Consider the following 23,111-nt stretch of genomic DNA (forward strand, 5'->3'; position numbering starts at 1 on the left):
ATAAAGCTGCCAGATTTCCTGACGATCCAATAATGTTAAGCGAGTGCGTTTGTGTATGTTCATCTGCAGTATTCTCCTGAATACTGTAAACAACGCTAGGAATTCTTACAGATGAGGGATAAAAAATTAGCTCCTGTTAACCGTGGATCGTTGCCAAAAAAGAAATAAATTGACTGCTCCTCAGTAGTATTGATAGTCGGGTCATGATTTGCTGTTATTTTAATCATGGCCTGATTCGCTTGGCTCTGCAGGCTTTATTGGTTGATGATTTTCAAAGAGGGCTGGGTGTGCTTTTTTCCTAATTTACGATATTTATCTTATCGCTGGTTGAAGGAAACAGAGTGCTGCTGCCGGTTACTATATGGGAATTCTTCTCAGGGAGATGGGCGGCGATCTTTGTTCTCCGGCTCGAATTAAGTTTTGATTCCTAGCAAGCTCCACCAATCACGCGCCGCATGCAGTACACGCACGACTGATATGCCGTTATGATTAGGAAGATAGAAGATTAGGTGATTTTCAAAGTCTGTAACAGGCCATTTACGCATGCCTGCCAATGCCGGATCATGGAGCATCAATGGTGCGCCAATCATTGGGCGCTCAGCCAGATCATTGAAGCTGGCCTCAACTTGTGTCAAAAAGCGCTCAGCTGTTTCCAGGTCCGCATTTTCCGCAAGATAAACGAAATGCTCTACCAAGTCGCGCCTCGCTGTCGCGCGTTGATAGATTCTAGGCATCAAGGTTGTTTCTTTCGGGCTTCTAGCCTGGCTAGGGCTTCTTTGCGAATCTCACTCCAGTCCGCAGATGTCAATTCACTTTCAGGACTGCTCAATCCTTCCAGTAACTTGGCTTCAAGTTGTTCTTCAGCTTTGCGCTTTTCATCGGCACGGATCAATTCGCGAACATATTCGCTGGCGCTGCTGTAGCGACCCTGAGCAATTTGTCCATCCACGAATTTTTTCAAGGGGTCGGGCAGAGAGATATTCATACTTTGCATAGATGCATCCTCCTTATCTTGTCGCTTAATGTGGCATAAATAACATAAAATGGCAAATATTGCCATAATAAGACAGCGATAATCAGAATCCGATTACAATTCGATAAAACTGTTATCGCCAGTGAAGGCCTGAAATAGTATTCAAAGGCTATCCGTGGATGTAGACGGTCAGGTTTTCTGTACGGCTATCCCAAAAATTAGGCTTTAAACCAAAAATATTTTGATGGGATGATTGATGGGAATAACTGGATGATTCAGCTAAGAATGGCATGGATACTGGATCGCTGGCGGAGGCGGTGAGATTCGAACTCACGGTAGAGTCACCCCTACGGCAGTTTTCAAGACTGCTGCCTTAAACCGCTCGGCCACACCTCCATTGACTTGCAGGTCGCATCATACCGATTAGTGTGCTTTTTGGCTAGTTTCTATGTGCTTAATGACGAATAAATTAAGCTCCCGATGGAACTAAACTAATTTATTCTTTATGATGATCATTTTCATATTTGTCTTACCGCTTCATTTTAATTTTATGAATTGATATTGAATTTTCTGATTTCTAAAGCCCTTATCAAGGGCAATATCGTGGAGTCGATGTCATTTGGACGTAGGAATAAACGCATTTTGAAGCATAACAAAAGTTTCTGGTCGGATCCTGAGGTGGCAAATCTTGAGCGGGTACGTATCAGCACCAATCAGGATATGGCTGGGCGCATGCGGTGGGGGGGAATGTTTTATGTGCTATGTTGCAGTGCCATTATATTGACATCACCTGTACTTGCCGCACAACCATATAGCGTCGTTTTCGTTATGATTTTTCTGGCTTTAGCCATACTGCGTTTAATCATTTATAAACAGGTAACCGGTTTATATTTACGCAGTCAATCCCGGATTGAATGGTCAATTTCAGCGATTTATATTGCTACCTCGTTCACTTGGGGTGTTTTCCTGAGTTGGATTTTTCTATCGATTAATGCCATCGATAACGGAGCAATCCTGGCGGTTATTTCTACGGTGGGCTTTATTGCCGGGGGGATCGCAGCGACTTCACCGCGCATCCGCGTCATGCTTATTTTTGCACTGCTGGTTTATGCACCGAGCTTGATCAGTCTTGTGTTATATATTCCCGATGATAGCAGTTGGGTAATGCTGATCATCGGATTGGCTTACTTTATTTTTTCCGTGCACAACGGTAAGTTGCAGCATGAAAATTATTGGATTGCACGACAGCAGGCGGTTCAATTGGAGAAACAAGCAGTGGATTTGGAGCAAGCGCGATTGCAAGCGGAGAATGCCAACAGAGCGAAATCGGCTTTTCTAGCCGCGATGAGTCATGAGATCCGCACACCGATGAACGGTGTATTGGGTATGACGGAGATACTCGCAACGACCCGGTTAAACCCGGAGCAAGTCAATCATTTGAATGTAATCCGTAATTCCGGCCGGACTCTGTTGCGGATTATTGATGATATTCTTGATTTTGCAAAAATTGAGGCACACAAACTGAGTATCGTTAACCGTTCGTTTGATTTGCCGGAGTTGATTAATGAAGTTCATGCATTATTTCGCACCAAAGCAAAAGAAACCTCGTTAAATTTTACAGTCAGTTTCGAGTGCAGTCCATCCCATCATTTGATTGGCGATCCGGACCGGATCAAGCAAATTTTATTTAATTTGCTGGGCAATGCATTCAAGTTTACTCAGCAAGGCGAAGTTAAGCTATTGATAAGTTGTACCGAAATTGCGGATCGCAGCGGTATTGAGTTGGAACTGACGGTAACGGATACTGGGATTGGTATTTCCACCGAGCATCAGGCATGTTTGTTCCAGGAGTTTTCGCAAGTTGGCGAAGCTACGCAGCATATTCGCGGCACCGGACTCGGGCTTGCCATCACCCGCAGCTTGTTATCGTTGATGGGGGGCTCCATCACGGTATCCAGTGAAGTTGGCGTGGGTTCCAGATTCTGCGCACGCCTGCCGTTGCGGTATGAAATTGCCGGCGCCACGATAGCAAAACCAAGTCAATTGCCGCAAATGCAACCCAAAACGGTGACTGAAAATCGTTCCTGTATTTTGGTGGTTGAAGATAACGATGTTAATCAGTTAGTCAGTAAAGCAATGCTGGAGCGTTTACATTGTGAAGTGACGCTGGTCAATAATGGTTTGGAAGCAGTTGATGCCTTTTCTTCCCGGCGCTTTGATTTGATTTTGATGGACTGTAACATGCCCGTTATGGATGGATTTGAAGCGACGCGGCAAATACGCGCACTTGAACAGAAAAAAAAATTTATCACCAGTGCCCATTGTGGCCTTGACCGCCCATGCGCTGGATCACATCAAACAAGAATGTTTTGCCGCCGGGATGGATGGGCATCTCAGTAAGCCGTTTGATGTTGCACAACTGGACAAAATATTGCAGCAGTTTTCCTCCATTCAGTTATCACAGCAGCAGGATCGTAAAAATTCTGTCTGATTCCACCAGATTCCAGAGTGGCAATGCGATAATACGCAGTGTTTACACTTACAGAGCATATCGCTCGCTTGATATCGCACACACTAATTCTATATACCCATAATGATGATCTGGAAACCCAATGTGACGGTCGCGGCCGTTGTTGAACACGATGGTAAATACCTGCTGGTAGAAGAAGAACCTGAAGCCGGTGCCGGTTTGTTTTTAAATCAACCGGCAGGGCATTTGGATCCTGGGGAATCCATTATTCAAGGCGCCATACGGGAAACGCTGGAGGAAACGGCGTATACCTTTGTTCCCGAATATCTGGTGGGCATTTATCAATGGCATTCGCATCGCATCGACACCACGTATATCCGTTTTGCGTTCGGCGGTCATGTGACGCATCACGATCTGGATCGTGTGCTGGATACGGGCATTTTGCAGGCCTCTTGGTATAGTCTGGATGAAGTGAATCAAATGATCCAGCAGCATCGCAGCCCGCTGGTGATGCAGTGTATTCGTGACCATTTGGCGGGCAAACGCTATCCGTTGGAGCTGCTGACACACTATGAGTAAAAAGCACCGTGTTGTCATTGGCATGTCCGGCGGCGTTGATTCGTCTGTGGCGGCCTACTTGCTGAAACAGCAGGGCTACGATGTCGTCGGTTTATTCATGAAAAACTGGGAGGACGATGATACCGATGAATATTGCTCTTCCCGCCAGGATTTTCTCGATGCGGTATCGGTTGCGGATGTCATCGATATTCCGATTGAAGTAGTCAATTTTTCCGCTGAATACAAAGACCGGGTTTTTTCCCATTTTCTGGCCGAGTATCAAGCAGGGCGGACGCCCAATCCCGATGTGCTATGTAACGCCGAAATCAAATTTAAGGCTTTTCTGGATCATGCGCATAAACTGGGGGCGGATTATATTGCGACAGGCCACTATGCGCAGGTACGTGAGGTTAATGGCGTATTTCAGTTATTGAAAGGCGAAGACGGGACTAAGGATCAAAGTTATTTTTTGTATCGCCTCAATCAAACACAACTGGCCAATACCTTATTTCCGATCGGGCATCTGTATAAGCGTGAGGTGCGCAAGATCGCCAAGGAATTGAGCTTACCCAATTTTTCCAAAAAAGACAGTACCGGTATTTGCTTCATCGGCGAACGCCCTTTCCGGGAATTTCTCAATCGCTATCTTCCGCACGAACCGGGAGAGATCCAAACGCCGGATGGAAAGGTGATCGGTCAACATATGGGGCTGATGTATTACACCATCGGGCAACGGCAGGGGTTGGGAATCGGAGGGACACGTGATGGTGGCGATGAGCCGTGGTTTGTATCCGCCAAAGACATGACCCGCAATGTTCTGGTTGTAGTACAAGGACATGATCATCCGGATTTGCTACGCCCATCGCTAAAAGCCACCGACTTGACCTGGATCAGCGGCAAGCAGCCGCACTGTAATTGGGTTTATGCTGCCAAAACACGCTACCGCCAAATTGACGCTCCCTGCGCCATCACGGAATTGTCTCAAAACCATTGCCAAATCGATTTCGCGCAACAGCAGTGGGCCATTACACCGGGGCAGTCGGTCGTGATTTATGAAAGTAGAGTATGTCTCGGCGGTGGAGTAATCACGGAGTAAATGCTGGAAACACCGTGATGCCTTTATCGATTCACATAATTGGCTATTGCAAAAAATAGAAAATGAAGATGGAATCTTTATATAAAATCTATTTTTATTCTTTTCATTATAATGTGTTAGAAAATATTCCTGTAACTTGACCTTGAAATTCCTAATCAAAGCCCCTATTATTAGCACTCATAGTTAATGAGTGCTAACACTATCTCACTTGCGTATTAGTATTCTGACTTATTAGAGATTTATACATGAAATACCTGGTATTTCATAAATTTTGGCTTTTTAATTTTTACAGGAGAAAACAGCATGAAAATTCGCCCTTTGCATGATCGTGTGATTGTCAAGCGATTGGAAGATGAACGCAAAACCGCTTCAGGTATTGTTATCCCGGACAGCGCTGCGGAAAAACCTGATCAAGGTGAGGTTCTCGCAATAGGAAAAGGAAAAGTCGGCGATGACGGAAAAGTGCGTCCATTGGAAGTTAAAGTGGGCGATAAAGTATTGTTTGGAAAATACGCCGGACAGTCTGTCAAAGTTCAAGGTGAAGAACTTTTGGTCATGCGCGAAGAGGATATTATGGGTGTAATTGAAGGCTAATTGTTCCGGTTCAATTATTCACTAAAGACAATATGTTGTTGAGAGATTAGGAGAAAAGTTATGTCAGCAAAAGAAGTGAAGTTTGGTGATTCAGCACGTCATAGAATGGTAGCCGGTGTCAATATTTTAGCTGATGCGGTTAAAGTAACACTGGGCCCGAAAGGCCGGAATGTAGTGTTGGATCGCTCTTATGGCGCGCCAACAATTACCAAGGACGGTGTTTCAGTTGCCAAAGAAATCGAATTAAAAGACAAATTCGAAAATATGGGCGCACAGATGTTGAAGGAAGTGGCCAGCAAAACATCGGATGTAGCAGGTGATGGAACCACTACTGCAACCGTGTTAGCACAAGCGATTGTCAAAGAAGGCATGAAATATGTAGCCGCCGGTATGAACCCAATGGACCTCAAACGGGGCATTGATAAAGCTGTGACTGCCGCTGTCGGAGAATTGAAAAAACTGTCAAAACCTTGTGCGACAGCGAAAGAAATCGCGCAAGTGGGCAGTATTTCTGCGAACTCCGATACCGAAATCGGCAAAATCATCGCCGATGCAATGGACAAGGTCGGTAAAGAAGGTGTGATCACGGTAGAAGATGGCTCCGGATTGCAAAATGAGCTTGAAGTCGTGGAAGGTATGCAATTTGATCGCGGTTATTTATCACCTTATTTTGTCAGCAGCGCGGAAAAACAAATTGCACTGCTTGATAATCCATTCGTTTTACTGCACGACAAAAAAATCTCCAACATTCGCGATTTATTACCGGTATTGGAGCAAGTCGCCAAAGCAGGTAAGCCTTTGTTAATTATTGCTGAAGATGTCGATGGTGAAGCACTGGCTACTCTCGTGGTCAACAACATTCGCGGCATTCTGAAAACCTGCGCGGTTAAAGCGCCTGGTTTCGGTGATCGCCGTAAAGCCATGCTGGAAGATATTGCCATCTTGACTGGCGGTACCGTAATTGCCGAAGAAGTGGGTCTGACGCTTGAAAAAGCGACACTCAATGACTTAGGACAAGCAAAGCGTATCGAAGTCGGTAAAGAAAATACCACCATCATTGATGGCGCAGGCGATGCCAAAGCTATTGAAGCGCGTGTGAAACAGATTCGTACGCAAATTGAAGAAGCAACTAGCGATTACGATAAAGAAAAATTGCAAGAACGTGTCGCTAAATTGGCGGGCGGTGTTGCATTGATCAAAGTTGGCGCCGCAACCGAAGTTGAAATGAAAGAGAAAAAAGCACGCGTTGAAGATGCATTACATGCAACACGTGCAGCGGTTGAGGAAGGCGTAATACCGGGCGGTGGCGTAGCGCTGCTGCGTACGATCCCGATTGTCAAGAAAACTAAAGGCGACAATCATGACCAGGACGCCGGTATTAAGATTGTACTGCGTGCTCTTGAAGAACCATTGCGCCAGATTGTCACTAACTGCGGTGATGAGCCATCAGTTGTGGTCAATAAAGTCACGGAAGGCCAAGGTAATTTTGGATACAATGCTGCGACCAGTGAATATGGTGACTTAGTTGCAATGGGTGTGCTGGATCCCACCAAAGTAACCCGTTCTGCATTACAAAATGCAGCTTCTGTTGCCAGCCTGATGCTGACTACCGACGCTATGGTCGCTGAATTGCCGAAGGAGGAAGCACCAGCCGGTGGTGGTATGGGCGGTATGGGCGGTATGGGCGGTATGGGTGGCATGGATATGTAACCGTTGCTATTCCAACGCAACCTAGAGTTTTGATACTTAAACAGACTCCAATATTTTTTGGAGTCTGTTTTTTTATGCAAATGGAATTTCGATTGGAGAAATAGAGATACTTATCAGGCGTTATATTTTTATCTGAAAATATATTGTCGTGATAAATTCTACGGTATGGATAAAATAGAAAACTACTCACCGTCTGCAAATTTATTGCTCAATCGCGTTATTCTGGTGACAGGCGCGGGACAGGGGTTGGGACGTGCGGCAGCTTTGGCGTATGCAAATCATGGCGCTACCGTGATTTTGCATGGGCGTAAAGTTAAAAAGCTGGAAGCAGTTTATGATGAGATTGAAGCACTCGGTAAAGCGCAAGCGCTTATTTATCCGCTTGATCTCGAAAAAGCCGAGGACAAAGATTTTGCAACACTGGTGCAAGCGATTGCGGAACAACTCGGCCGGTTGGATGGAATTTTGCACAATGCAGCCTTGCTGCCCGGTTTAAGTCCGTTGGAACATCAATCAGTTGCACAGTTTCGCTCGTTGCTACAGGTAAATCTGATTGCGCGTTTTGCTGTCACGAAAGCGTGTTTGCCATTATTGAAAGCCTCACCCGATGCGAGTGTGATCATGACTACCAATTCGCACGGACTAAATCCTTCAGCATATTGGGGTGGTTTTGCTGTAGCCAATGCAGGGATTCACGCTTTGATGAAGATACAAGCCGATGAATGGGAAACATTGCCAAATTTGCGCATGAATTCTATCGTGCCCGGAATTGTGAATTCACCTCAACGGATTATGACGCATCCTGGCGAAGTCAAACAAACGATGCGCCGCCCGGAAGATTTAATGGCAACCTATCTATATTTGATGGGGCCGGATAGCAAAGGTGTTAGCGGGCAAACTATTGCTTACTAATTAATACAGTAATTGAATGATCTGGCTGCGATCAGCGGGATTAAAAGGTATAATCGTTACAATAAATTGACTTGCGAAAGTGGCGGAATTGGTAGACGCACCAGATTTAGGTTCTGACGCCGAAAGGTGTGGGGGTTCGAGTCCCCCCTTTCGCACCAAATTATCTTTAGCAGCAATCTTTTTATCCGGTTGTCCGGTATATCAAGAAATAACCGGATGTTATTGCAATATATTGAAAAATAATTAATCAGTCGGGAACTTGAATGGGATCAAATGTAGAAAACCTCGGTGCACTAGAACGTCGTTTTGATATTACAATTTCTCTGGAGAAATTACAGAGTGAAATTGATAACCGCTTGCAGCGGCTGGCGAGAACAGCCAAATTGCATGGTTTTCGCCCTGGAAAAGTCCCATTGAAAATAATTACTCAAATGTATGGAGTGCAGGTTCAGCAAGATGTATTGAACGATGCGGTCCATAAAGAGTTCAAAGACACTGTTCAGCAGCAGAACTTGCAAGTGGCCGGTTATCCGCGTTTTGAAGCAAAAGCGACTGATGGAAACGATACACTTTATACCGTAAGCGCAACATTTGAAGTGTACCCCGAGATCGTATTAGGTGATTTAAGTAGCCAAAGTATTGAGCAACCCACTGTGAAAGTTGGTGAAACGGATATTGATAAGACGCTTGATATGATTTGTAAGCAGCGTGTGACATATCAACCCGTCAATCGTGCTGCCAAAAAAGGTGATCGGGTTAAGATAGATTATCACGGCACCATTGATGGAAATGATTTTGCAGGTGGTAAGTCTAACGATGTGTACTTGATTCTAGGCGATGGAAAATTTCTAAAGGATTTTGAAGCTGCACTGATTGATATGCAAGTTGGTGGCAGTAAATCATTTGATGTAGTTTTTCCTGAAGACTATCATGGTAAAGAAATTGCTGGAAAAACCGTTACTTTTGAAGTTACATTGAATGAATTGGCGGAACCAGTATTGCCAGCGGTCGATGCTGAATTTGCCAAATCGTTAGGTATCCCCGATGGAGATCTCCAAAAGCTGCGCGAGGGAATACAAAAAGATCTCGAACGTGAAGTTTCCAAGCGAGCCAGGTCAAAACTGAAAGAACAAATTATGCAGGCGTTATTGAGCACAACGCAAATCGATGCACCAAGTATTTTGATTAATCAAGAAAAAGAAAGATTATTACAAAACGCAAAAAGCGACTTGGAAGCACGTGGTATGAAAGCTAAGGAAATATCGCTGTCATCGGATCTTTTTAAAGAAAAAGCGGAATATCGCGTAAAACTAGGGTTGATTCTGGCTGAACTTGTCAAAGTGCATGCACTGAAAGCGACTCCTGAACAGGTTCGCAGAATTATAGAAGATGCCGCACAAAGTTATGAAAATCCAGAACAGGTTGTTAAATGGCATTATGCTTCTTCAGAACGATTGCAAGAAGCTGAATCATTAGCTTTGGAAGAAAATGTGGTGGATTGGGCGCTCGGAAAAATAAAATTAATCAACAAAACTGTAACTTTCGACGAGCTGATGGGGATATCCTGAAATGAAGCAAATTTTTGATAATATGCATGATCTGGAACCAAAGAACCTGGGATTGATTCCCATGGTGATAGAAACCAGCGGACGCGGTGAACGTGCTTATGATATTTATTCGCGCTTATTAAAGGAAAGGGTCGTATTCCTGGTAGGTCCCGTCACCGAAGCCAGTGCAAATCTGGTAGTTGCGCAGTTTTTGTTTCTTGAATCTGAAAACTCAGAGAAAGATATTCATTTCTATATTAACTCTCCGGGCGGAATGGTGTCCGCCGGTTTGGCCATTTATGACACAATGCAATATATAAAGCCGGATGTCAGTACCTTATGCATTGGTCAAGCAGCAAGCATGGGGGCACTACTTTTAACCGCAGGCGCGAAAGGTAAGCGTTATTGTTTACCAAATTCACGCGTCATGATTCATCAACCGCTTGGAGGTTTTCAGGGGCAGGCTTCGGATATCGAGATACATGCACGTGAGATATTATATCTTAAAGCTCGGTTAAATGAGATCATGGCAAAACACACTGGACGCCCGGTCTCCGATGTCGAAAAAGATACAGATCGTGATAATTTTATGAGTGCTACAGAATCCGTAAATTATGGATTGGTAGATGCAGTATTGGCACAAAGAGATGTAAGCGCAAGCTAAATAATGCTTGTGCAAATTTGTTTAAACACGGTTACCTAAACTCGATTACGGTGGGATAAAAATATGCCAGATAAAGCTAGTAGCGAGAAACTTCTTTATTGTTCTTTTTGTGGCAAGAGTCAGCATGAAGTAAGAAAACTGATTGCAGGCCCTTCGGTTTTTATTTGCGATGAATGTATTGATTTATGCAATGACATCATTCGCGAAGAAATGCAAGGTGATGAGGCAACCAAGTTAGTCAAATCAAACTTGCCGGTGCCTCGTGAGATCTGTCAGATACTGGATCAATATGTAATCGGGCAGGAATCCGCGAAGAAAATTCTTTCTGTGGCAGTTTATAATCACTATAAGCGGTTGAGAAATGTAACAAAATCAGACGAAACCGATGATATTGAGCTATCAAAAAGCAACATTCTGCTTGTCGGTCCAACAGGTTCGGGTAAAACATTACTGGCACAAACCCTAGCCCGGCTCTTGGATGTTCCTTTCATTATGGCGGATGCTACAGCTTTGACCGAAGCAGGTTATGTAGGTGAAGATGTAGAAAATATTATCCAGAAATTACTGCAAAAATGTAATTATGATGCCGAAAAAGCGCAGCGTGGTATCGTTTACATTGATGAAATCGATAAAATTTCACGTAAATCAGACAATCCGTCAATTACGCGTGATGTCTCCGGTGAAGGCGTACAACAGGCATTATTGAAATTAATCGAAGGCACCATTGCGATGGTTCCTCCTCAAGGTGGCCGGAAGCATCCTAATCAAGAATTTATTCAAGTCGATACAACTAATATTCTATTCATTTGCGGTGGCGCATTTGACGGTCTCGATAAAGTGATCAGGGCACGTACCGAAAAAGGTGGAATTGGTTTTGGCGTTGATGTAAAAAGCCATTCACGCAAGGATATGAATAAGGTACTGCAACAAGTAGAACCTGAAGATTTAGTGAAATTCGGTTTGATCCCAGAGTTTGTTGGGCGCTTACCAGTCGTTGCCACACTGGAAGAACTCAACGAAGCGGCATTAATTCAAATTTTAACAGAACCGAAAAATGCACTCGTTAAACAATATTGGAAAATGTTCAATATGGAAGGGGGCGTTGACTTGGAGTTCCGGGAGCCAGCACTTAAAGCTATTGCTAAGAGAGCCTTAACACGTAAAACAGGTGCGCGTGGCTTACGGTCAATTCTTGAAGAAATATTGCTGGATATTATGTACGATCTTCCGTCGCTCGAGAATGTAACAAAAGTAGTCATTGACTATAACTCGACCAATGATGATATCAAACCAATTTTAATCTACTCGGATCAACCGAAAGTTGCTAAGCGTTCCAAGTAATTGAGAAGACTTGATTGGTAGTGCTATCTGTAGAAAACCATACATATTTGATAATGGCATTATATGAAGTATTTACAGATAGCTACATGTGCTGGTATTTTTGATAGCCATCTTGTAATTCTGGTTTGTGCACATATTTTATTAATCAGTTATGAATTTATTAAATGAGTGGATATGACTTCTGTGATTGAAGATTCTGAACAATTGATACTACCGTTATTGCCTTTGCGAGACGTAGTTGTTTTTCCGCACATGGTTATTCCATTATTTGTCGGTAGACAGAAATCCATCAAAGCGCTGGAACTGGCTATGGAGTCGAATAAGAATATTCTGCTGGTTGCCCAGAAAGTAGCGTCAAAGGATGACCCTGCTCCTGAAGATCTTTACGATGTATGTAGTATTGCTAGCTTGTTACAAATGCTGAAATTACCTGACGGCACCGTCAAGGTTCTAGTAGAAGGTAATCATCGGGCTCGTATTCAGGAGTTAGTTGATTCTGAAACTCATTATTCTGGCAAAGCAGTGCAAGTTCGATCCGATACTACGGAAAATCCAGAAGTAGAAGCGATGCGCCGCGCCATTCTGACTCAATTTGATCAATATGTAAAACTCAATAAAAAAATTCCACCGGAGATCATTACCTCGTTGGGAGGCATTGATGATGCTGGTCGCCTTGCTGATACGATTGCTGCCTACTTACCGTTAAAACTTGAACAAAAACAGGAAGTTCTTGAAATTTTCGAGGTTTCTAAACGTCTGGAGCATTTATTAGGGCTACTAGAAACTGAATTAGATATTTTACAAGTCGAAAAACGTATTCGCGGTAGAGTAAAACGCCAGATGGAAAAAAGTCAGCGTGACTACTATCTCAATGAGCAAGTAAAAGCTATTCAAAAAGAATTGGGTGAAGGCGAAGATGGTGCAGATATCGATGAAATTGAGAAAAAAATCAAGTCTGCTCAAATGCCGAAAGAAGTGCTTGCCAAAGCCGAATCGGAATTAAAAAAACTACGCTTAATGTCCCCAATGTCTGCAGAAGCGACAGTAGTACGTAATTATATTGATGCATTGGTAACTTTACCTTGGAAAAAGAAAAGTAAAATCAACCAGGATCTTAAAGCGGCAGAAGCCAGGCTAGAAAAAGATCATTATGGTTTGGAAAAAGTAAAAGAACGTATCGTTGAATATCTTGCGGTTCAACAACGTGTCAGTAAATTGAAGGCACCGATTCTTTGCTTGGTTGGCCCTCCTGGTGTTGGTAAAACTTCATTAGGGCAATCGATCGCGCATGCCACAAACCGAAAATTTGTGCGCATGTCATTGGGAGGTGTGCGCGATGAAGCTGAGATTCGCGGTCACAGAAAAACCTATATTGGATCAATGCCGGGTAAGATCTTGCACAATATGAGCAAGGTTGGCGTCAAGAATCCATTATTCCTGCTTGATGAAGTCGATAAGATGGGTATGGATTTCCGTGGAGATCCAGCGTCTGCTCTATTGGAAGTTCTTGATCCTGAACAAAATAGCACATTTGTTGATCACTACATCGAAGTGGAGTATGACTTGTCAGACGTAATGTTTGTAGCCACTGCAAATACATTAAATATTCCGCCAGCGCTGCTTGATCGCATGGAGGTCATTCAGTTATCGGGGTATACAGAAGACGAAAAACTAAATATATCGACACGCTATTTATTAACAAAACAAATGCAGAATAATGGTCTTGAAGAAAATGAACTGACTGTTTCCGAATCTGCGTTACGAGATATTGCGCGTTACTACACGAGAGAAGCGGGCGTGCGAGCAATGGAGCGGGAAATTTCAAAAATTTGCCGGAAAGCCGTGAAAGCAATGTTGCTCAAAAAAGGTAAAAACAAAATTACCGTTACTTCTCGTAATCTTGACAAATTCTTAGGCGTAAGACGTTTTACTTATGGCGTAGCAGAAGAAAAAAATCAAGTTGGGCAGGTAACTGGCTTGGCATGGACCGAAGTTGGCGGTGAATTGCTCACTATTGAAGCAGTGGTTCTGGCAGGAAAAGGAAAAACTATTACAACCGGGCAACTTGGTGAAGTAATGCAAGAATCCATTCAGGCAGCACTTTCGGTGGTTCGAAGCCGTTCCCAGCTGCTAGGAATAGCGGAAGATTTTTACCAAAAGAATGATATTCACATTCATCTTCCTGAAGGAGCAACACCCAAGGATGGGCCGAGTGCTGGGATTGGCATATGTGTAGCAATGGTATCAGTTCTTACAAATATTGCTGTTAAAGCTGATGTTGCCATGACCGGAGAAATTACCCTCAGAGGTGAAGTGCTACCCATCGGCGGTTTGAAAGAAAAATTATTGGCGGCACATCGCGGGGGTATTAAATCTGTCATTATTCCGGAAAAGAATGTAAAGGATTTGACCGAAATTCCAGCTAACATAATAAGTCAACTGACCATTCATCCCGTTAAATGGATTGATCAAGTGCTTGATATCGCGCTGGAGCATAAACCAGAGCTATTTCCTGCACCAATTGCACAGCCCGTTTTACAGTCAAATACTGAAGAGAACATCACAGAATCTGTTATTAAACACTGAGCTACAAAATTCTCACGCTATTTTATTCTTTTTATATCAGGAAGTTTAAAGCTTAAATTAATCGAAACTCTGCAAGCAGTGGGATATGATCAGATAAATGGCGCCACGGTTGCCCTTTAAGGTAGTTGCAGCTGACAATATTCAAATCACGATAATAAATTCGATCCATGGATAACACGGGCAACCAAGAAGGGAATGTTCGCGCATAAGCGCCATGAGTAAATTTAAAAGCTTCTTTTACACCCAGACCGTGATGCAAGAAATACTCGGCACGGCCGCGCCAATCATTAAAGTCACCAGCAATAATCAGCGGCTCGTTTGCTGAAATATGTGAATTAATACGTTTTACCAGTGTTGAGAGTTGACGCTCTCTCTCTTGTTCAAATAATCCCAAGTGCACGCAGATAACATGAATTCTTTGATCGACTCCGGGAACTCGAATAATCCCGTGTAACAAACTCCGGCTGGCTGACTTAAATAACGAAACATTAATATTTTCCCATTCAATAAAGGGATATTTACTCAAAATCGCATTACCGTGATGACCTGATGTATAAATAGCATTTTTACCATAAGCATAATGGTGCCAGACTTGATCAGCCAGAAATTCAAATTGCTGGTTATTGGGCCAGTCAGAAAATCGATTATTCGATATAGTACGTTCACCATGGATTTCCTGCAGAAAAACTATATCGGCGTTGATATAGCGCAATGAATACTTGATTTCATGCAAAATGAAATGCAAATTGGTAGCGCTGAATCCTTTGTGAATATTATAAGTCAGGATTTTAAATGAACCATTAGTCATGCGATCGTCCATAATGACCAAAAGCGGAATTTGATTTTGTACCTCCGAAGTACTCGGAGCGAGAATTCGAAGTTTATCAATTATGCAACACCTGATTGATTAAATTGTTTCTTCATTTTACATGTCAAAAGCTCTGATTGTGATACAAAATTACTTTACAAAAAGCATAGCTCAATTGCCAATAATTTGTATTATCAACAACTTGACCGCTGAAACCCGCATGAGTAGGGCCTGCGTTTGAGAATGTCAAAATAGAAGTGACAACCGCAGCGGCGGCCACTCCGGCCACCTTCTTGAAACAGCTTTCCAGAATTTTCCTTTTCTTTTCGTCTTTTTCTGTCACAAGATTGCTTGCTGCGATGACCTCAAGCCGATCTGCTTCAATATAATCTGCAAGCACTATGCACATGTCTATTGATAATCCGTTTTTTCCGGCTTTTGTTGATCTTAAGTAACTTGCTGTAACATCAAGCATTTTTGCTAATTCTATCTGCGATCCTGCTTTCTTTTCTGCTATTTCTATGTAGTTTTTCATATCCATAGTATTTTTCTCCTATTGACAGCAGGTAAATACTTGCTCTATATTGAGCAGGTAATTACTTGCGCTATGACGATTCACCAATCATATAGTTCAAGATTCCTTAAGTCAAACGGGGGTATTAATGAATACATATCACTTGGCAATACTACAAGCCACTAATAACGGCAAATTCCCTGAATTAGGCGATTGCTGGCGCAATTTCCACTCCGAAGCAATCCTTTCAGACAGCGATTACCCGGTTTTAACCGAAACAAACGAGCAACTGTAGCAGTGGTTCAGTGTTGAGCGATGAGGTCACGAAGAGCGAAACACTGAACCATATCTTTTAATCTTCAATGGAGTAAAAAACATGAAAACTCAAGTATTAGGCGTAAAACGCATGCATGGCACAGCTAAAGAAAGTGGGAACCCTTTTGACATGGCTTCCATTTTTGTCATTGTTCCTATCGAACCCACAAATTCCGCGAAATTCAGCATTGAGGGTTTCGGTTATGAAACCGGCGAAATGCCGCTTGAACCCGAAGCACTCAAACAATTCGAGCATTTCAAATTTCCCTGCGCCATTGAATTGACTCTTGAGCCTGTCCTTTATAAGGGAAAAATTTCTCAAGTTGTTACCGGCACAACTTCGGTTCCTCCGGTTAAGTCGGTGGCCAACGGCTAGTAACACTACGCCGTTCAGTCTCATTTTGAGACTTTTTGATACTTTTTAATCAATTTTATAGTTGTCTTTTGCGAGTATGGAAAATGAAATCTTCATCGATTGGATCACCATTTCTCAATTACATACAGAATCAGAACCGTTCCCAATCTACACCGGGGGAATCAATGTTGACTATGACCCAGAGGGGAATGCTCGTTTTGAGAGAGTTCGCGCCGCGCGCTTTTCAGGAAGCTACGAAACGGGGATTGCTATCAAGTCCGATGGTCGTCATATATCACTCTCAGGAAACGTGGGCCGGTTTTGTCGCAAAGACAACTTGTTTAATTCCGGATGGTCATGGAGTCTCGAGAAATGTAATCGAATTCTCGTATCTAGAGGCTTACCAGCTTTCCATGCCGGAAAAGTTGCACATGCAATTGGTGAAGGCGGGCAACCTGGCGCGAGAGTATCGCGTATCGACCTTACCGCTAACTTTGCAACGGGTTCGGAATCTCAAGCCCGTCACCTTATCCGATGGCTTTCAAGCCGGTCTGTTTCCAGAATGAAAAAAGGCCGGGCAGGGGATGAGTCGGTATGGTGGTCAAACACCCGGCACATGCTCAAAGCCTACATAAAACACATTGAAATGTTGAAACATGGCTGCAAGGAAGATGACAGGGTTTATCAATGGTGTAAGGAACAGGGGGTGGTCAGAGTGGAAATTGAATTGAAACGTAGATTGCTAAACGATTTGGACATGGTTGATATTAAAAACATCACCGATGAAAAACTCATAAAAGTATTTCACGAACAAACTGAAATTTTCAATGCTGTCGATCGCAGCGAAGAGCCCGATATCCTGGACGCAATACCAACAAAAAGCCGTGTACATGCTGCCGCTTGGATGGCTGGTCAGGATTTAAGGCAGTTAATGTCTCGAGCAACCTTTTTTCGCCACGCAAAGATTTTACGCGAATACGGCATAGACATAGCCGAACCACGCAACGTCGAAACCTTCCCTGTGAAAGTCCGGATCGTAGAAATGAAACCGCTTTCTATGCCCGACTGGTACAGCCTGGAAGATCAACACGAATCACATTTAAAAGCAGTAGGGGAGTGATTCCAGCCCATAAGTCCCGCGTTGGGTCTTATGGGGTGCAATCCCGCACCAAATTAAAAGGAAAAACTCAAATGAACTACAAATCAAACTTAGCAGTGAAAGAAGAAAGCCACAAAGTACACGCCGCGACGGCAGTGGGAACCGTTCTGACTTTAGTCGGCGGCTCTGCATTCGCAGCTGTGCCCGCTGACGTGACCACGGCTATCACAGGCGCTGTTGCTGACGTTGCTGTTGTAGGCGCTGCCGTTATTGTTGTGATGGTTGGTATCAAAGTGTTTAAGTGGATGAGGTCTGCACTTTAATCATGAGTTATCTGTATCAAGGAAAATGTCTTGATACCGTGCAGCGGTTACATGAATCTGTAGCCGCTGCATGTCCACCCGTATCAGGCAATTATTCCCTACAATGCACGCCATCAGCCGCTCAAGTCGACATAGTCGCTACCGATATATTTTCAGCGGCCACTTACGCCAGCGTGCTGGTTCCTTCTCAAATTCCTTGCGATGTAAGCCTGCTCGACCAAACCGCCTTCTTCTGGCAACTGGCCGGAGTGCTGGTAGCAGGTTTCGCCGTTCGGGCAATCATCAAGGCATTTCAATAATGGACTTATGGATTTACGACTTAGGCTACATGCTGGCCTTCCTGGGGGCTTTATGGCTTATCTTTACCACTTAATCGCTTTTTTCTTATTTTTTTTCCCTTCTTTTTCTTTTGCTTCTGTTTGGGCTGGTCCTGGTTCTGCTCCGGTTGGTTGGATTGATCTTGCTGGGTGGATTAAACACGAGGACGGAACCTCAACCAGAGCTTTTGCCGATCAAAACGGCACTACAGCAAGGGTTACCCTTACCAGCGCACCGAAGGGAATCACGACAACATCTACTGCACTTGTCCAAACATCCAAAGGCATTACTGCAATGGATATCGTTAAAACTGCAAACGTGAATACCGCTCGTTTGGGTTCTTCTATGGTAGATCTTGCAAAAAGGGCAGGTCCGTTAGGGATGACCCTAACTGCCGTTTCCCTGGTCTGTGAATTAACAAGTATCTGTAAGGATGCTCTCGGCAATTGGTCTATCACTTCTAATGATGATTTACCGGACTATCCTTCTTCTACTTCATCCATTGGATATTACTATGTAGCTGGTATTAATACTCCGCCCTACAGATACCCGAGCGCTGAAACAGCTTGTTCTAGTGCTGCATCAAAAGATAAGTTTTGGGGTAATGGTTTTACCGGATCGGGTTCCGGTACTGGACCAAATGCTTGCACTGTCACAAAAACCAGCGATGGCACTACGAATAAGACATCTATAACGTTCGCATCCTTTTCATGTCCTGAGCATTATGCTGTTTCGGGGTCAGCATGTGTTTTAACTGGTGCAACTCCAAGAACACCAAACGATGCAGACTGGAGCTCAAAACAGGACAAGCTAAACGATGACAGAGTCACGCCGCACTTAATTGATGCTGGTGCTCCTGTTCCCGTTAATCCAGTGCCCACCCTTACACCAGACCAGAAAAAGGGCCTCGGCCTTGATTCTAAGCCCACTATGGACTCATCCGGTAATGTTACTGGCCGCGAGGATACGACAACCGAAATTGAAGCTGTTGACGCCGGTACGCCTGAAAATCCCGGTGGTGTAATCATCAAGGAAACCAAAACAACTGTTAAATATGACAATAGCAATACTCAGATAAGCAGCACGACTAATACTAGCTACACGAACCAGCCAGAACCGCAGCAACCACAAGGCTTCACCATCTCGTTCGATACCGTCCCGGAAGCTACGCTTCCCACTTACAACGTGCCTAATACATTCGGTTCTACCAGCTGGGGCTCCGGATCATGTCCACCGAATATTGATATTCCAACGTCAAAAATGACTATCACTATTCCTACTGAGCCTGTATGTGATATGGCGGAAATGATAAATCCTTTTGTTTTGCTTATTTGTTCGATTATTTCAATTTATATCGTTGCTGGAGTGCGTGGCGGTAACGCTACGTAAAAAACTATGTTTAATATTTTGATTCCATTAGGTGCTTTTCTTTCTGCAGGTGTTGGTTTTCTGGCAATTCGTGTTTTGATGGGTCTAGGCATTGGCCTTATATCTTATGGCGCTGTTGGTGTTGTCTTGGCTCAATTGTTTGATATGGCACAGGGTTACTACAACAGCGCTCCAGCTTTCGCCCTTCAGCTTCTTGGCTTGTCTGGATTCGGTCAGGGTATAGGTCTCATAATCGGCGCTATCACTTTTCGCGCTTCCTTCATGTTTATGGCTCGCCTTGGAGTGATACCAAAATGATCATCATACTGACGGCAACGCCGGGATGCGGAAAAACCAATCACGCGGTGTGGAGTTACATCAAGCCAGCGGTAGAAGCTGAAAGAATCGTGTATGTGTGCGGCATTCCGGATTTGAAGCTTATGCACGTCAAATTATCGATTGCAAAGCTCAATACCTGGGCAGAACGCACGCCGCTCGATCCGGAAGAACCAGAAGGCAAGCAAAAGCTGAATAACTTCCAGGAAGGAAGTCTCATCGTTGTGGATGAAGCGGCTTATCCGTGGCCGGCCATCGATCTGAAAGACCCTCCGGAACATATCAAATACTTAAGCCAACACCGTAAGCACGGCCTTGATTTCCTGGTCATCACTCAATCTCCCAAGTTCGTGCATCCGTATGTATTGGAAAATGCAGACCGGCATATTCATTTAAGCCAAGAATGGTCAGGTTCTAAAAGTTATGAGTGGTCGGAATACTGCGCTAATCCCAAGCTTAAAACTAATCGTTCCAATGCTGTAAAGAAATCGTATAAGCTGGAAAAGAAAGCCTTCGAACTATACTACTCTGCAAGTTTGCACGTTGAAAAACCGAAGCGCGCTTTACCAAAAATGGTCTATGCGGCCATCTTTTTGCTTTTCGCTATTCCAACGATGGCCTTTGCTGTTTATTCAAACATCAGCAGCAAACTTGAAAACCCCATCGGCTCGAACCTGGCCAAGCAGGAAGAACCAAAACCCGAACAAACCGCGAAGCAGGGGGTTGATTCCCCGAAAACTGGCATGGTACCCGTGGTTCAACCGGCCACCGACAATACACCCGTCAAGCAATCATTATCCATGCTTTCAGAATCAGTTGATTGGGATCAGGTCGCCGCTTGTATGTCCAGTGCTTCAAATTGTATTTGTTATGGTCACAAAGCACAGCGGCTTAATATTGATCCGAACACATGCAATGCAGCTATAAATTATGGTTGGATTGTCAAGAAATCAATTTAAACAGTGGTTTATAATGCAAAAAATTCTTGAGTTTTTCGAGTCCGTTTATATGTGGTCTTACTTCGTTGTTGTTATTTTTTTGCGCCTTTTTCGTTTGATTTCGCAAAAGCGTTTTCTTTCCTTGCTCTTCGGTGAAAACTCCGCTGAATTTCAAAAGGAAGATGTCAGTTTTTCAAAGATATTCATGAATCTAAGTAAAAAATAGTTGTTTTGCTTGCCTTTCAGTAGCACGGGTTGCGCCGCCGACCGGCGCAAGGGACATGCTCGGCTTTAGCCGGGCATGCTGTCCCGAACCCAATCACCAAGGGCGCTTCGCCCTTACTTCCTCCCTTTGCCGAACAGGGTTTATATTTTCCGCCGCTTGCCGCTACACTCCGGATTCACACATCCCGGGGTTAAACGTGGCTGATTTTTCCAAACTCAAGAATATTTACTGGCGCATTCGCTATCAACGAAATAAGAACCTCCGCCGCAAGTATTACCGCTATGCTGCGGACGAAAAAAAACGCCTGATTTTGTCAGGCGTTGATCCGGAAGAGCTGCGGCTATTTTGCCGAACGCTTGCTAAGCAGCACTGCGAACATGCCGAAAGGAATTTAATAATCTATCAATCCAAATTGACAGAACATCCGATTTCCTCCTGATTCTTCTTCTTCTGCATTGCTTATAATTTATATTATGTTAAATAATAACCGTAGAAACAAACTTAGAAGAAAATCCGACAAGTTTGCAGAGTTCTTGGATAGAGTTCTCAATGGGTGGAAAAATATCAGCTTTGATCAATTAACCACTCTTTCTAAATAGTAATTTCCCTTGAATATCCTCAAATCCGACAAGCAATAACAACTTCTGAATACGTTGCTTGTCGTGTCTCTTTTATCGAAATAGAAATCATTTGAGTTTTGCAATGATTGAGTCTTTGCGCTTAGGCTAAAAAAATGAACGATCTATTATTTGGTGTGAGTATAGAAGAAATCGAGAGAATCACCGGCGAGAATCAGAAAGTCATTAAGAAATGGAAAAAAGGCACTAAGCAGATATCGGAGCCAGCACTTAGGCTTTTGAAGTTGTATCTTTCCGGAGATGCCAGCGCTTTACTAGGCGATGAATGGAAAGGATATCGTTTTACGAACGGCTTGATTTTTGTTCCTGAATGGCGCAATGGATTTGCGCCCCATGAGATCAGAGCTTTTTTCTGGCGGTGTCAGTTGGTATCGAGCTTGCAGAGTGAAAATAACTTGTTGAAATCTGAACTTGATAGACGTAATCAAGAAATCGATGCACTTGAAATCAAGGCTGATTTTTACAGGCGGCAAGTGGTGCTTGAAAGCCGCTTCGGTATGATTCTGGAAAGAAGTTTTTCATAAATTTTATAAAATGAATTTTTCCCAAAGCTAACATAATTTAGATTTCAAAGTTCCTCAAATACCCTTCCATGATTGCTTTTTTTGTTAAATTTTCTAACCCTTCAAAATCATTAAAATTTATACCTAAGGTCCTATATGAAGTTAAATATTCCTCGAAAATTATTGGGTTATTATCAAACTCTTTTTGGCCTGCGGCAAAATCATACATTTTGTAACTTAAGGCATGAAGCTCACCAAGCTGCCACAAGATCATGTTGATTCTATCAGCTGAAGCTGAATCATTCATTTCTATAGCGGTAATGTAGGTTTCATGACTTTGATGTTATACATTCCTGAATGGCGGCGTGGTTTGGCACCCGGTGAAATTAGATCGCTATTTTGGCAAGTTCAGCATATATCTAGCCTTAAAACTGAAATCAAGCAGCTAAAGGAAGAATTAGAAAGGCGTAATAATGAAATTGATACGCTGGAAGTTAAGGCGGATTTTTACAGACGTCAGTTAGTTCTTGAAAGCCGATTTGGGATGATTTTGCAGAGAAGCTTTTACTAATCTTCCTTTTTACTAAGCGCGCAATAAAGCAACAAACTCGTCTACAGATATTCCAGCTTGTTTGAGTATTCCGGCCAGGGTTCCCGTTTTCAATTCCGAATGATTGGGAACAACACAGCCAGATGAACCTTTTCTTAGAATGATGTGACTGCCGCGTTGACGCACTACGGAGAAACCAAGTTTTTCAAGTGTTCGGACTGCTTCCATTCCCGAAATGACGGGTAATTTAGGGAAGCGCTGAACAATTAGTGATTTCCAGATTTCCCGGTAATCCTGCCATTTTTTTGAACACGAATTCCCGGCAATTCATTTTTCAGTGGTGTTTTGTAGCCGGATTTCCCCTGTTTG

General features: G+C 43.5%; 27 protein-coding genes and 2 tRNA genes. 22 read left to right on the forward strand and 7 right to left on the reverse strand.

Going from position 1 to position 23,111, the window contains the following annotated elements:
• Window positions 1-413: 413 nt before the first annotated feature.
• The 3 genes from DU481_RS13700 to DU481_RS13710 all read right to left on the reverse strand — a co-directional run bounded on the left by DU481_RS13700 (window position 414) and on the right by DU481_RS13710 (window position 1,369).
• A complete protein-coding gene (locus DU481_RS13700; RefSeq protein ID WP_350135433.1) occupies window positions 414-734 on the reverse strand; it encodes a type II toxin-antitoxin system RelE/ParE family toxin in 321 nt (106 codons plus the stop codon).
• Window positions 734-994 (reverse strand): type II toxin-antitoxin system ParD family antitoxin, encoded by a 261-nt coding sequence (locus tag DU481_RS13705; protein WP_350135435.1) that lies wholly within the window; start codon window positions 992-994, stop codon window positions 734-736. Before DU481_RS13705 ends, DU481_RS13700 begins: the two co-directional genes overlap by 1 nt.
• 285 nt (window positions 995-1,279) lie before the next feature.
• A tRNA-Ser gene (locus DU481_RS13710) sits at window positions 1,280-1,369 on the reverse strand.
• A gap of 246 nt (window positions 1,370-1,615) precedes the next feature.
• Between DU481_RS13710 and DU481_RS13715 the strand changes: the two genes are divergently transcribed.
• From DU481_RS13715 to lon, 12 genes are all read left to right on the forward strand, one after another.
• The gene (locus DU481_RS13715) at window positions 1,616-3,373 is read left to right on the forward strand and encodes an ATP-binding protein (RefSeq protein WP_350135437.1); all 1,758 of its coding nucleotides are present in this window, start codon (window positions 1,616-1,618) and stop codon (window positions 3,371-3,373) included.
• A complete protein-coding gene (locus DU481_RS13720) occupies window positions 3,297-3,464 on the forward strand; it encodes a response regulator (RefSeq protein ID WP_350135439.1) in 168 nt (55 codons plus the stop codon). The genes DU481_RS13715 and DU481_RS13720 overlap by 77 nt, the downstream gene beginning before the upstream one ends.
• A gap of 105 nt (window positions 3,465-3,569) precedes the next feature.
• Entirely contained in the window at window positions 3,570-4,022 is a 453-nt protein-coding gene (locus DU481_RS13725; protein ID WP_350135480.1) for an NUDIX hydrolase, read from the forward strand.
• Window positions 4,015-5,097 carry a tRNA 2-thiouridine(34) synthase MnmA gene (mnmA, locus tag DU481_RS13730; RefSeq protein ID WP_350135441.1) on the forward strand — a complete coding sequence of 361 codons (1,083 nt, stop codon included), beginning with the start codon at window positions 4,015-4,017 and terminating at the stop codon, window positions 5,095-5,097. Before DU481_RS13725 ends, mnmA begins: the two co-directional genes overlap by 8 nt.
• 303 nt (window positions 5,098-5,400) lie before the next feature.
• On the forward strand, window positions 5,401-5,691 hold the full coding sequence (groES, locus tag DU481_RS13735) for a co-chaperone GroES (protein ID WP_350135443.1): 291 nt from the start codon (window positions 5,401-5,403) through the stop codon (window positions 5,689-5,691).
• Between the two features lie 60 nt (window positions 5,692-5,751).
• On the forward strand, window positions 5,752-7,401 hold the full coding sequence (gene groL / locus DU481_RS13740; protein ID WP_132428222.1) for a chaperonin GroEL: 1,650 nt from the start codon (window positions 5,752-5,754) through the stop codon (window positions 7,399-7,401).
• A 165-nt stretch (window positions 7,402-7,566) separates the two neighbouring features.
• Window positions 7,567-8,313: a YciK family oxidoreductase gene (locus DU481_RS13745; protein WP_350135445.1), complete on the forward strand. Its 747-nt coding sequence runs from the start codon at window positions 7,567-7,569 to the stop codon at window positions 8,311-8,313.
• 73 nt (window positions 8,314-8,386) lie between these two features.
• Window positions 8,387-8,471, forward strand: a tRNA-Leu gene (locus DU481_RS13750).
• Between the two features lie 105 nt (window positions 8,472-8,576).
• The gene (tig, locus tag DU481_RS13755; protein WP_350135447.1) at window positions 8,577-9,881 is read left to right on the forward strand and encodes a trigger factor; all 1,305 of its coding nucleotides are present in this window, start codon (window positions 8,577-8,579) and stop codon (window positions 9,879-9,881) included.
• A 1-nt stretch (window position 9,882) separates the two neighbouring features.
• Complete coding sequence (gene clpP, locus DU481_RS13760; RefSeq protein ID WP_090319873.1) at window positions 9,883-10,524, forward strand: ATP-dependent Clp endopeptidase proteolytic subunit ClpP; 642 nt, start codon at window positions 9,883-9,885, stop codon at window positions 10,522-10,524.
• A gap of 63 nt (window positions 10,525-10,587) precedes the next feature.
• Window positions 10,588-11,865, forward strand: a complete 1,278-nt coding sequence (gene clpX, locus DU481_RS13765) for an ATP-dependent protease ATP-binding subunit ClpX (RefSeq protein ID WP_090319870.1) — start codon at window positions 10,588-10,590, stop codon at window positions 11,863-11,865.
• A 174-nt stretch (window positions 11,866-12,039) separates the two neighbouring features.
• On the forward strand, window positions 12,040-14,451 hold the full coding sequence (gene lon, locus DU481_RS13770) for an endopeptidase La (RefSeq protein WP_350135450.1): 2,412 nt from the start codon (window positions 12,040-12,042) through the stop codon (window positions 14,449-14,451).
• A gap of 52 nt (window positions 14,452-14,503) precedes the next feature.
• On the opposite strand, the gene DU481_RS13775 is transcribed toward lon, so the two are convergent.
• Together DU481_RS13775 and DU481_RS13780 are read right to left on the reverse strand one after the other, a co-directional pair.
• Complete coding sequence (locus tag DU481_RS13775; RefSeq protein WP_350135452.1) at window positions 14,504-15,259, reverse strand: endonuclease/exonuclease/phosphatase family protein; 756 nt, start codon at window positions 15,257-15,259, stop codon at window positions 14,504-14,506.
• Between the two features lie 124 nt (window positions 15,260-15,383).
• Entirely contained in the window at window positions 15,384-15,800 is a 417-nt protein-coding gene (locus DU481_RS13780; RefSeq protein ID WP_350135454.1) for a helix-turn-helix transcriptional regulator, read from the reverse strand.
• A gap of 349 nt (window positions 15,801-16,149) precedes the next feature.
• On the opposite strand from DU481_RS13780, the gene DU481_RS13785 reads away from it, so the two are divergent.
• The 9 genes from DU481_RS13785 (at window position 16,150) to DU481_RS13825 (ending at window position 22,213) form a co-directional block, all read left to right on the forward strand.
• Window positions 16,150-16,464, forward strand: a complete 315-nt coding sequence (locus tag DU481_RS13785) for a CTX-RstB family phage integration protein (RefSeq protein WP_350135456.1) — start codon at window positions 16,150-16,152, stop codon at window positions 16,462-16,464.
• A 76-nt stretch (window positions 16,465-16,540) separates the two neighbouring features.
• Entirely contained in the window at window positions 16,541-17,563 is a 1,023-nt protein-coding gene (locus tag DU481_RS13790; RefSeq protein WP_350135458.1) for a phage/plasmid replication protein, II/X family, read from the forward strand.
• A gap of 71 nt (window positions 17,564-17,634) precedes the next feature.
• A complete protein-coding gene (locus DU481_RS13795) occupies window positions 17,635-17,865 on the forward strand; it encodes a major capsid protein (RefSeq protein ID WP_350135460.1) in 231 nt (76 codons plus the stop codon).
• A 2-nt stretch (window positions 17,866-17,867) separates the two neighbouring features.
• Window positions 17,868-18,164: a hypothetical protein gene (locus DU481_RS13800; protein ID WP_350135462.1), complete on the forward strand. Its 297-nt coding sequence runs from the start codon at window positions 17,868-17,870 to the stop codon at window positions 18,162-18,164.
• Between the two features lie 52 nt (window positions 18,165-18,216).
• Entirely contained in the window at window positions 18,217-19,572 is a 1,356-nt protein-coding gene (locus DU481_RS13805; RefSeq protein ID WP_350135464.1) for a virulence factor TspB C-terminal domain-related protein, read from the forward strand.
• A 6-nt stretch (window positions 19,573-19,578) separates the two neighbouring features.
• Window positions 19,579-19,869 carry a DUF2523 domain-containing protein gene (locus tag DU481_RS13810; RefSeq protein ID WP_350135466.1) on the forward strand — a complete coding sequence of 97 codons (291 nt, stop codon included), beginning with the start codon at window positions 19,579-19,581 and terminating at the stop codon, window positions 19,867-19,869.
• On the forward strand, window positions 19,866-20,846 hold the full coding sequence (locus DU481_RS13815; protein ID WP_350135468.1) for a zonular occludens toxin domain-containing protein: 981 nt from the start codon (window positions 19,866-19,868) through the stop codon (window positions 20,844-20,846). The genes DU481_RS13810 and DU481_RS13815 overlap by 4 nt, the downstream gene beginning before the upstream one ends.
• A gap of 260 nt (window positions 20,847-21,106) precedes the next feature.
• The gene (locus DU481_RS13820) at window positions 21,107-21,490 is read left to right on the forward strand and encodes a hypothetical protein (RefSeq protein WP_350135470.1); all 384 of its coding nucleotides are present in this window, start codon (window positions 21,107-21,109) and stop codon (window positions 21,488-21,490) included.
• Window positions 21,491-21,784: 294 nt separating this feature from the next.
• Window positions 21,785-22,213: a hypothetical protein gene (locus DU481_RS13825; protein ID WP_350135472.1), complete on the forward strand. Its 429-nt coding sequence runs from the start codon at window positions 21,785-21,787 to the stop codon at window positions 22,211-22,213.
• Between the two features lie 37 nt (window positions 22,214-22,250).
• On the opposite strand, the gene DU481_RS13830 is transcribed toward DU481_RS13825, so the two are convergent.
• A complete protein-coding gene (locus DU481_RS13830; protein WP_350135474.1) occupies window positions 22,251-22,499 on the reverse strand; it encodes a hypothetical protein in 249 nt (82 codons plus the stop codon).
• Between the two features lie 24 nt (window positions 22,500-22,523).
• On the opposite strand from DU481_RS13830, the gene DU481_RS13835 reads away from it, so the two are divergent.
• Window positions 22,524-22,763, forward strand: coding sequence for a hypothetical protein (locus DU481_RS13835; protein ID WP_350135476.1), 240 nt, complete (start codon window positions 22,524-22,526; stop codon window positions 22,761-22,763).
• 12 nt (window positions 22,764-22,775) lie between these two features.
• Here the strand turns inward: DU481_RS13835 and DU481_RS13840 are convergent, their stop codons facing one another.
• Window positions 22,776-22,970, reverse strand: a complete 195-nt coding sequence (locus DU481_RS13840) for a type II toxin-antitoxin system HicA family toxin (protein ID WP_350135478.1) — start codon at window positions 22,968-22,970, stop codon at window positions 22,776-22,778.
• Between the last annotated feature and the right edge of the window lie 141 nt (window positions 22,971-23,111).

It is taken from the genome of Nitrosomonas sp. (genome assembly GCF_040240425.1).
Classification (GTDB): Bacteria; Pseudomonadota; Gammaproteobacteria; order Burkholderiales; family Nitrosomonadaceae; genus Nitrosomonas.

What these genes read in the sequence shown, in the direction of transcription:
- DU481_RS13820 (WP_350135470.1), top strand. Translation starts at nt 21,107, where the DNA reads ATGCTCGGCTTTAGCCGGGCATGCTGTCCCGAACCCAATCACCAAGGG.
- mnmA (WP_350135441.1), top strand. Translation starts at nt 4,015, where the DNA reads ATGAGTAAAAAGCACCGTGTTGTCATTGGCATGTCCGGCGGCGTTGAT.
- DU481_RS13815 (WP_350135468.1), top strand. Translation starts at nt 19,866, where the DNA reads ATGATCATCATACTGACGGCAACGCCGGGATGCGGAAAAACCAATCAC.
- DU481_RS13700 (WP_350135433.1), bottom strand. Translation starts at nt 734, where the DNA reads ATGCCTAGAATCTATCAACGCGCGACAGCGAGGCGCGACTTGGTAGAG.
- DU481_RS13840 (WP_350135478.1), bottom strand. Translation starts at nt 22,970, where the DNA reads ATGGAAGCAGTCCGAACACTTGAAAAACTTGGTTTCTCCGTAGTGCGT.
- clpP (WP_090319873.1), top strand. Translation starts at nt 9,883, where the DNA reads ATGAAGCAAATTTTTGATAATATGCATGATCTGGAACCAAAGAACCTG.
- DU481_RS13785 (WP_350135456.1), top strand. Translation starts at nt 16,150, where the DNA reads ATGAAAACTCAAGTATTAGGCGTAAAACGCATGCATGGCACAGCTAAA.
- DU481_RS13835 (WP_350135476.1), top strand. Translation starts at nt 22,524, where the DNA reads ATGACTTTGATGTTATACATTCCTGAATGGCGGCGTGGTTTGGCACCC.
- DU481_RS13775 (WP_350135452.1), bottom strand. Translation starts at nt 15,259, where the DNA reads ATGACTAATGGTTCATTTAAAATCCTGACTTATAATATTCACAAAGGA.
- DU481_RS13805 (WP_350135464.1), top strand. Translation starts at nt 18,217, where the DNA reads ATGGCTTATCTTTACCACTTAATCGCTTTTTTCTTATTTTTTTTCCCT.
- tig (WP_350135447.1), top strand. Translation starts at nt 8,577, where the DNA reads ATGGGATCAAATGTAGAAAACCTCGGTGCACTAGAACGTCGTTTTGAT.
- DU481_RS13745 (WP_350135445.1), top strand. Translation starts at nt 7,567, where the DNA reads ATGGATAAAATAGAAAACTACTCACCGTCTGCAAATTTATTGCTCAAT.
- DU481_RS13705 (WP_350135435.1), bottom strand. Translation starts at nt 994, where the DNA reads ATGCAAAGTATGAATATCTCTCTGCCCGACCCCTTGAAAAAATTCGTG.
- DU481_RS13725 (WP_350135480.1), top strand. Translation starts at nt 3,570, where the DNA reads ATGATCTGGAAACCCAATGTGACGGTCGCGGCCGTTGTTGAACACGAT.
- groL (WP_132428222.1), top strand. Translation starts at nt 5,752, where the DNA reads ATGTCAGCAAAAGAAGTGAAGTTTGGTGATTCAGCACGTCATAGAATG.
- DU481_RS13800 (WP_350135462.1), top strand. Translation starts at nt 17,868, where the DNA reads ATGAGTTATCTGTATCAAGGAAAATGTCTTGATACCGTGCAGCGGTTA.
- clpX (WP_090319870.1), top strand. Translation starts at nt 10,588, where the DNA reads ATGCCAGATAAAGCTAGTAGCGAGAAACTTCTTTATTGTTCTTTTTGT.
- lon (WP_350135450.1), top strand. Translation starts at nt 12,040, where the DNA reads ATGACTTCTGTGATTGAAGATTCTGAACAATTGATACTACCGTTATTG.
- DU481_RS13825 (WP_350135472.1), top strand. Translation starts at nt 21,785, where the DNA reads ATGAACGATCTATTATTTGGTGTGAGTATAGAAGAAATCGAGAGAATC.
- groES (WP_350135443.1), top strand. Translation starts at nt 5,401, where the DNA reads ATGAAAATTCGCCCTTTGCATGATCGTGTGATTGTCAAGCGATTGGAA.
- DU481_RS13780 (WP_350135454.1), bottom strand. Translation starts at nt 15,800, where the DNA reads ATGGATATGAAAAACTACATAGAAATAGCAGAAAAGAAAGCAGGATCG.
- DU481_RS13790 (WP_350135458.1), top strand. Translation starts at nt 16,541, where the DNA reads ATGGAAAATGAAATCTTCATCGATTGGATCACCATTTCTCAATTACAT.
- DU481_RS13830 (WP_350135474.1), bottom strand. Translation starts at nt 22,499, where the DNA reads ATGAATGATTCAGCTTCAGCTGATAGAATCAACATGATCTTGTGGCAG.
- DU481_RS13810 (WP_350135466.1), top strand. Translation starts at nt 19,579, where the DNA reads ATGTTTAATATTTTGATTCCATTAGGTGCTTTTCTTTCTGCAGGTGTT.
- DU481_RS13795 (WP_350135460.1), top strand. Translation starts at nt 17,635, where the DNA reads ATGAACTACAAATCAAACTTAGCAGTGAAAGAAGAAAGCCACAAAGTA.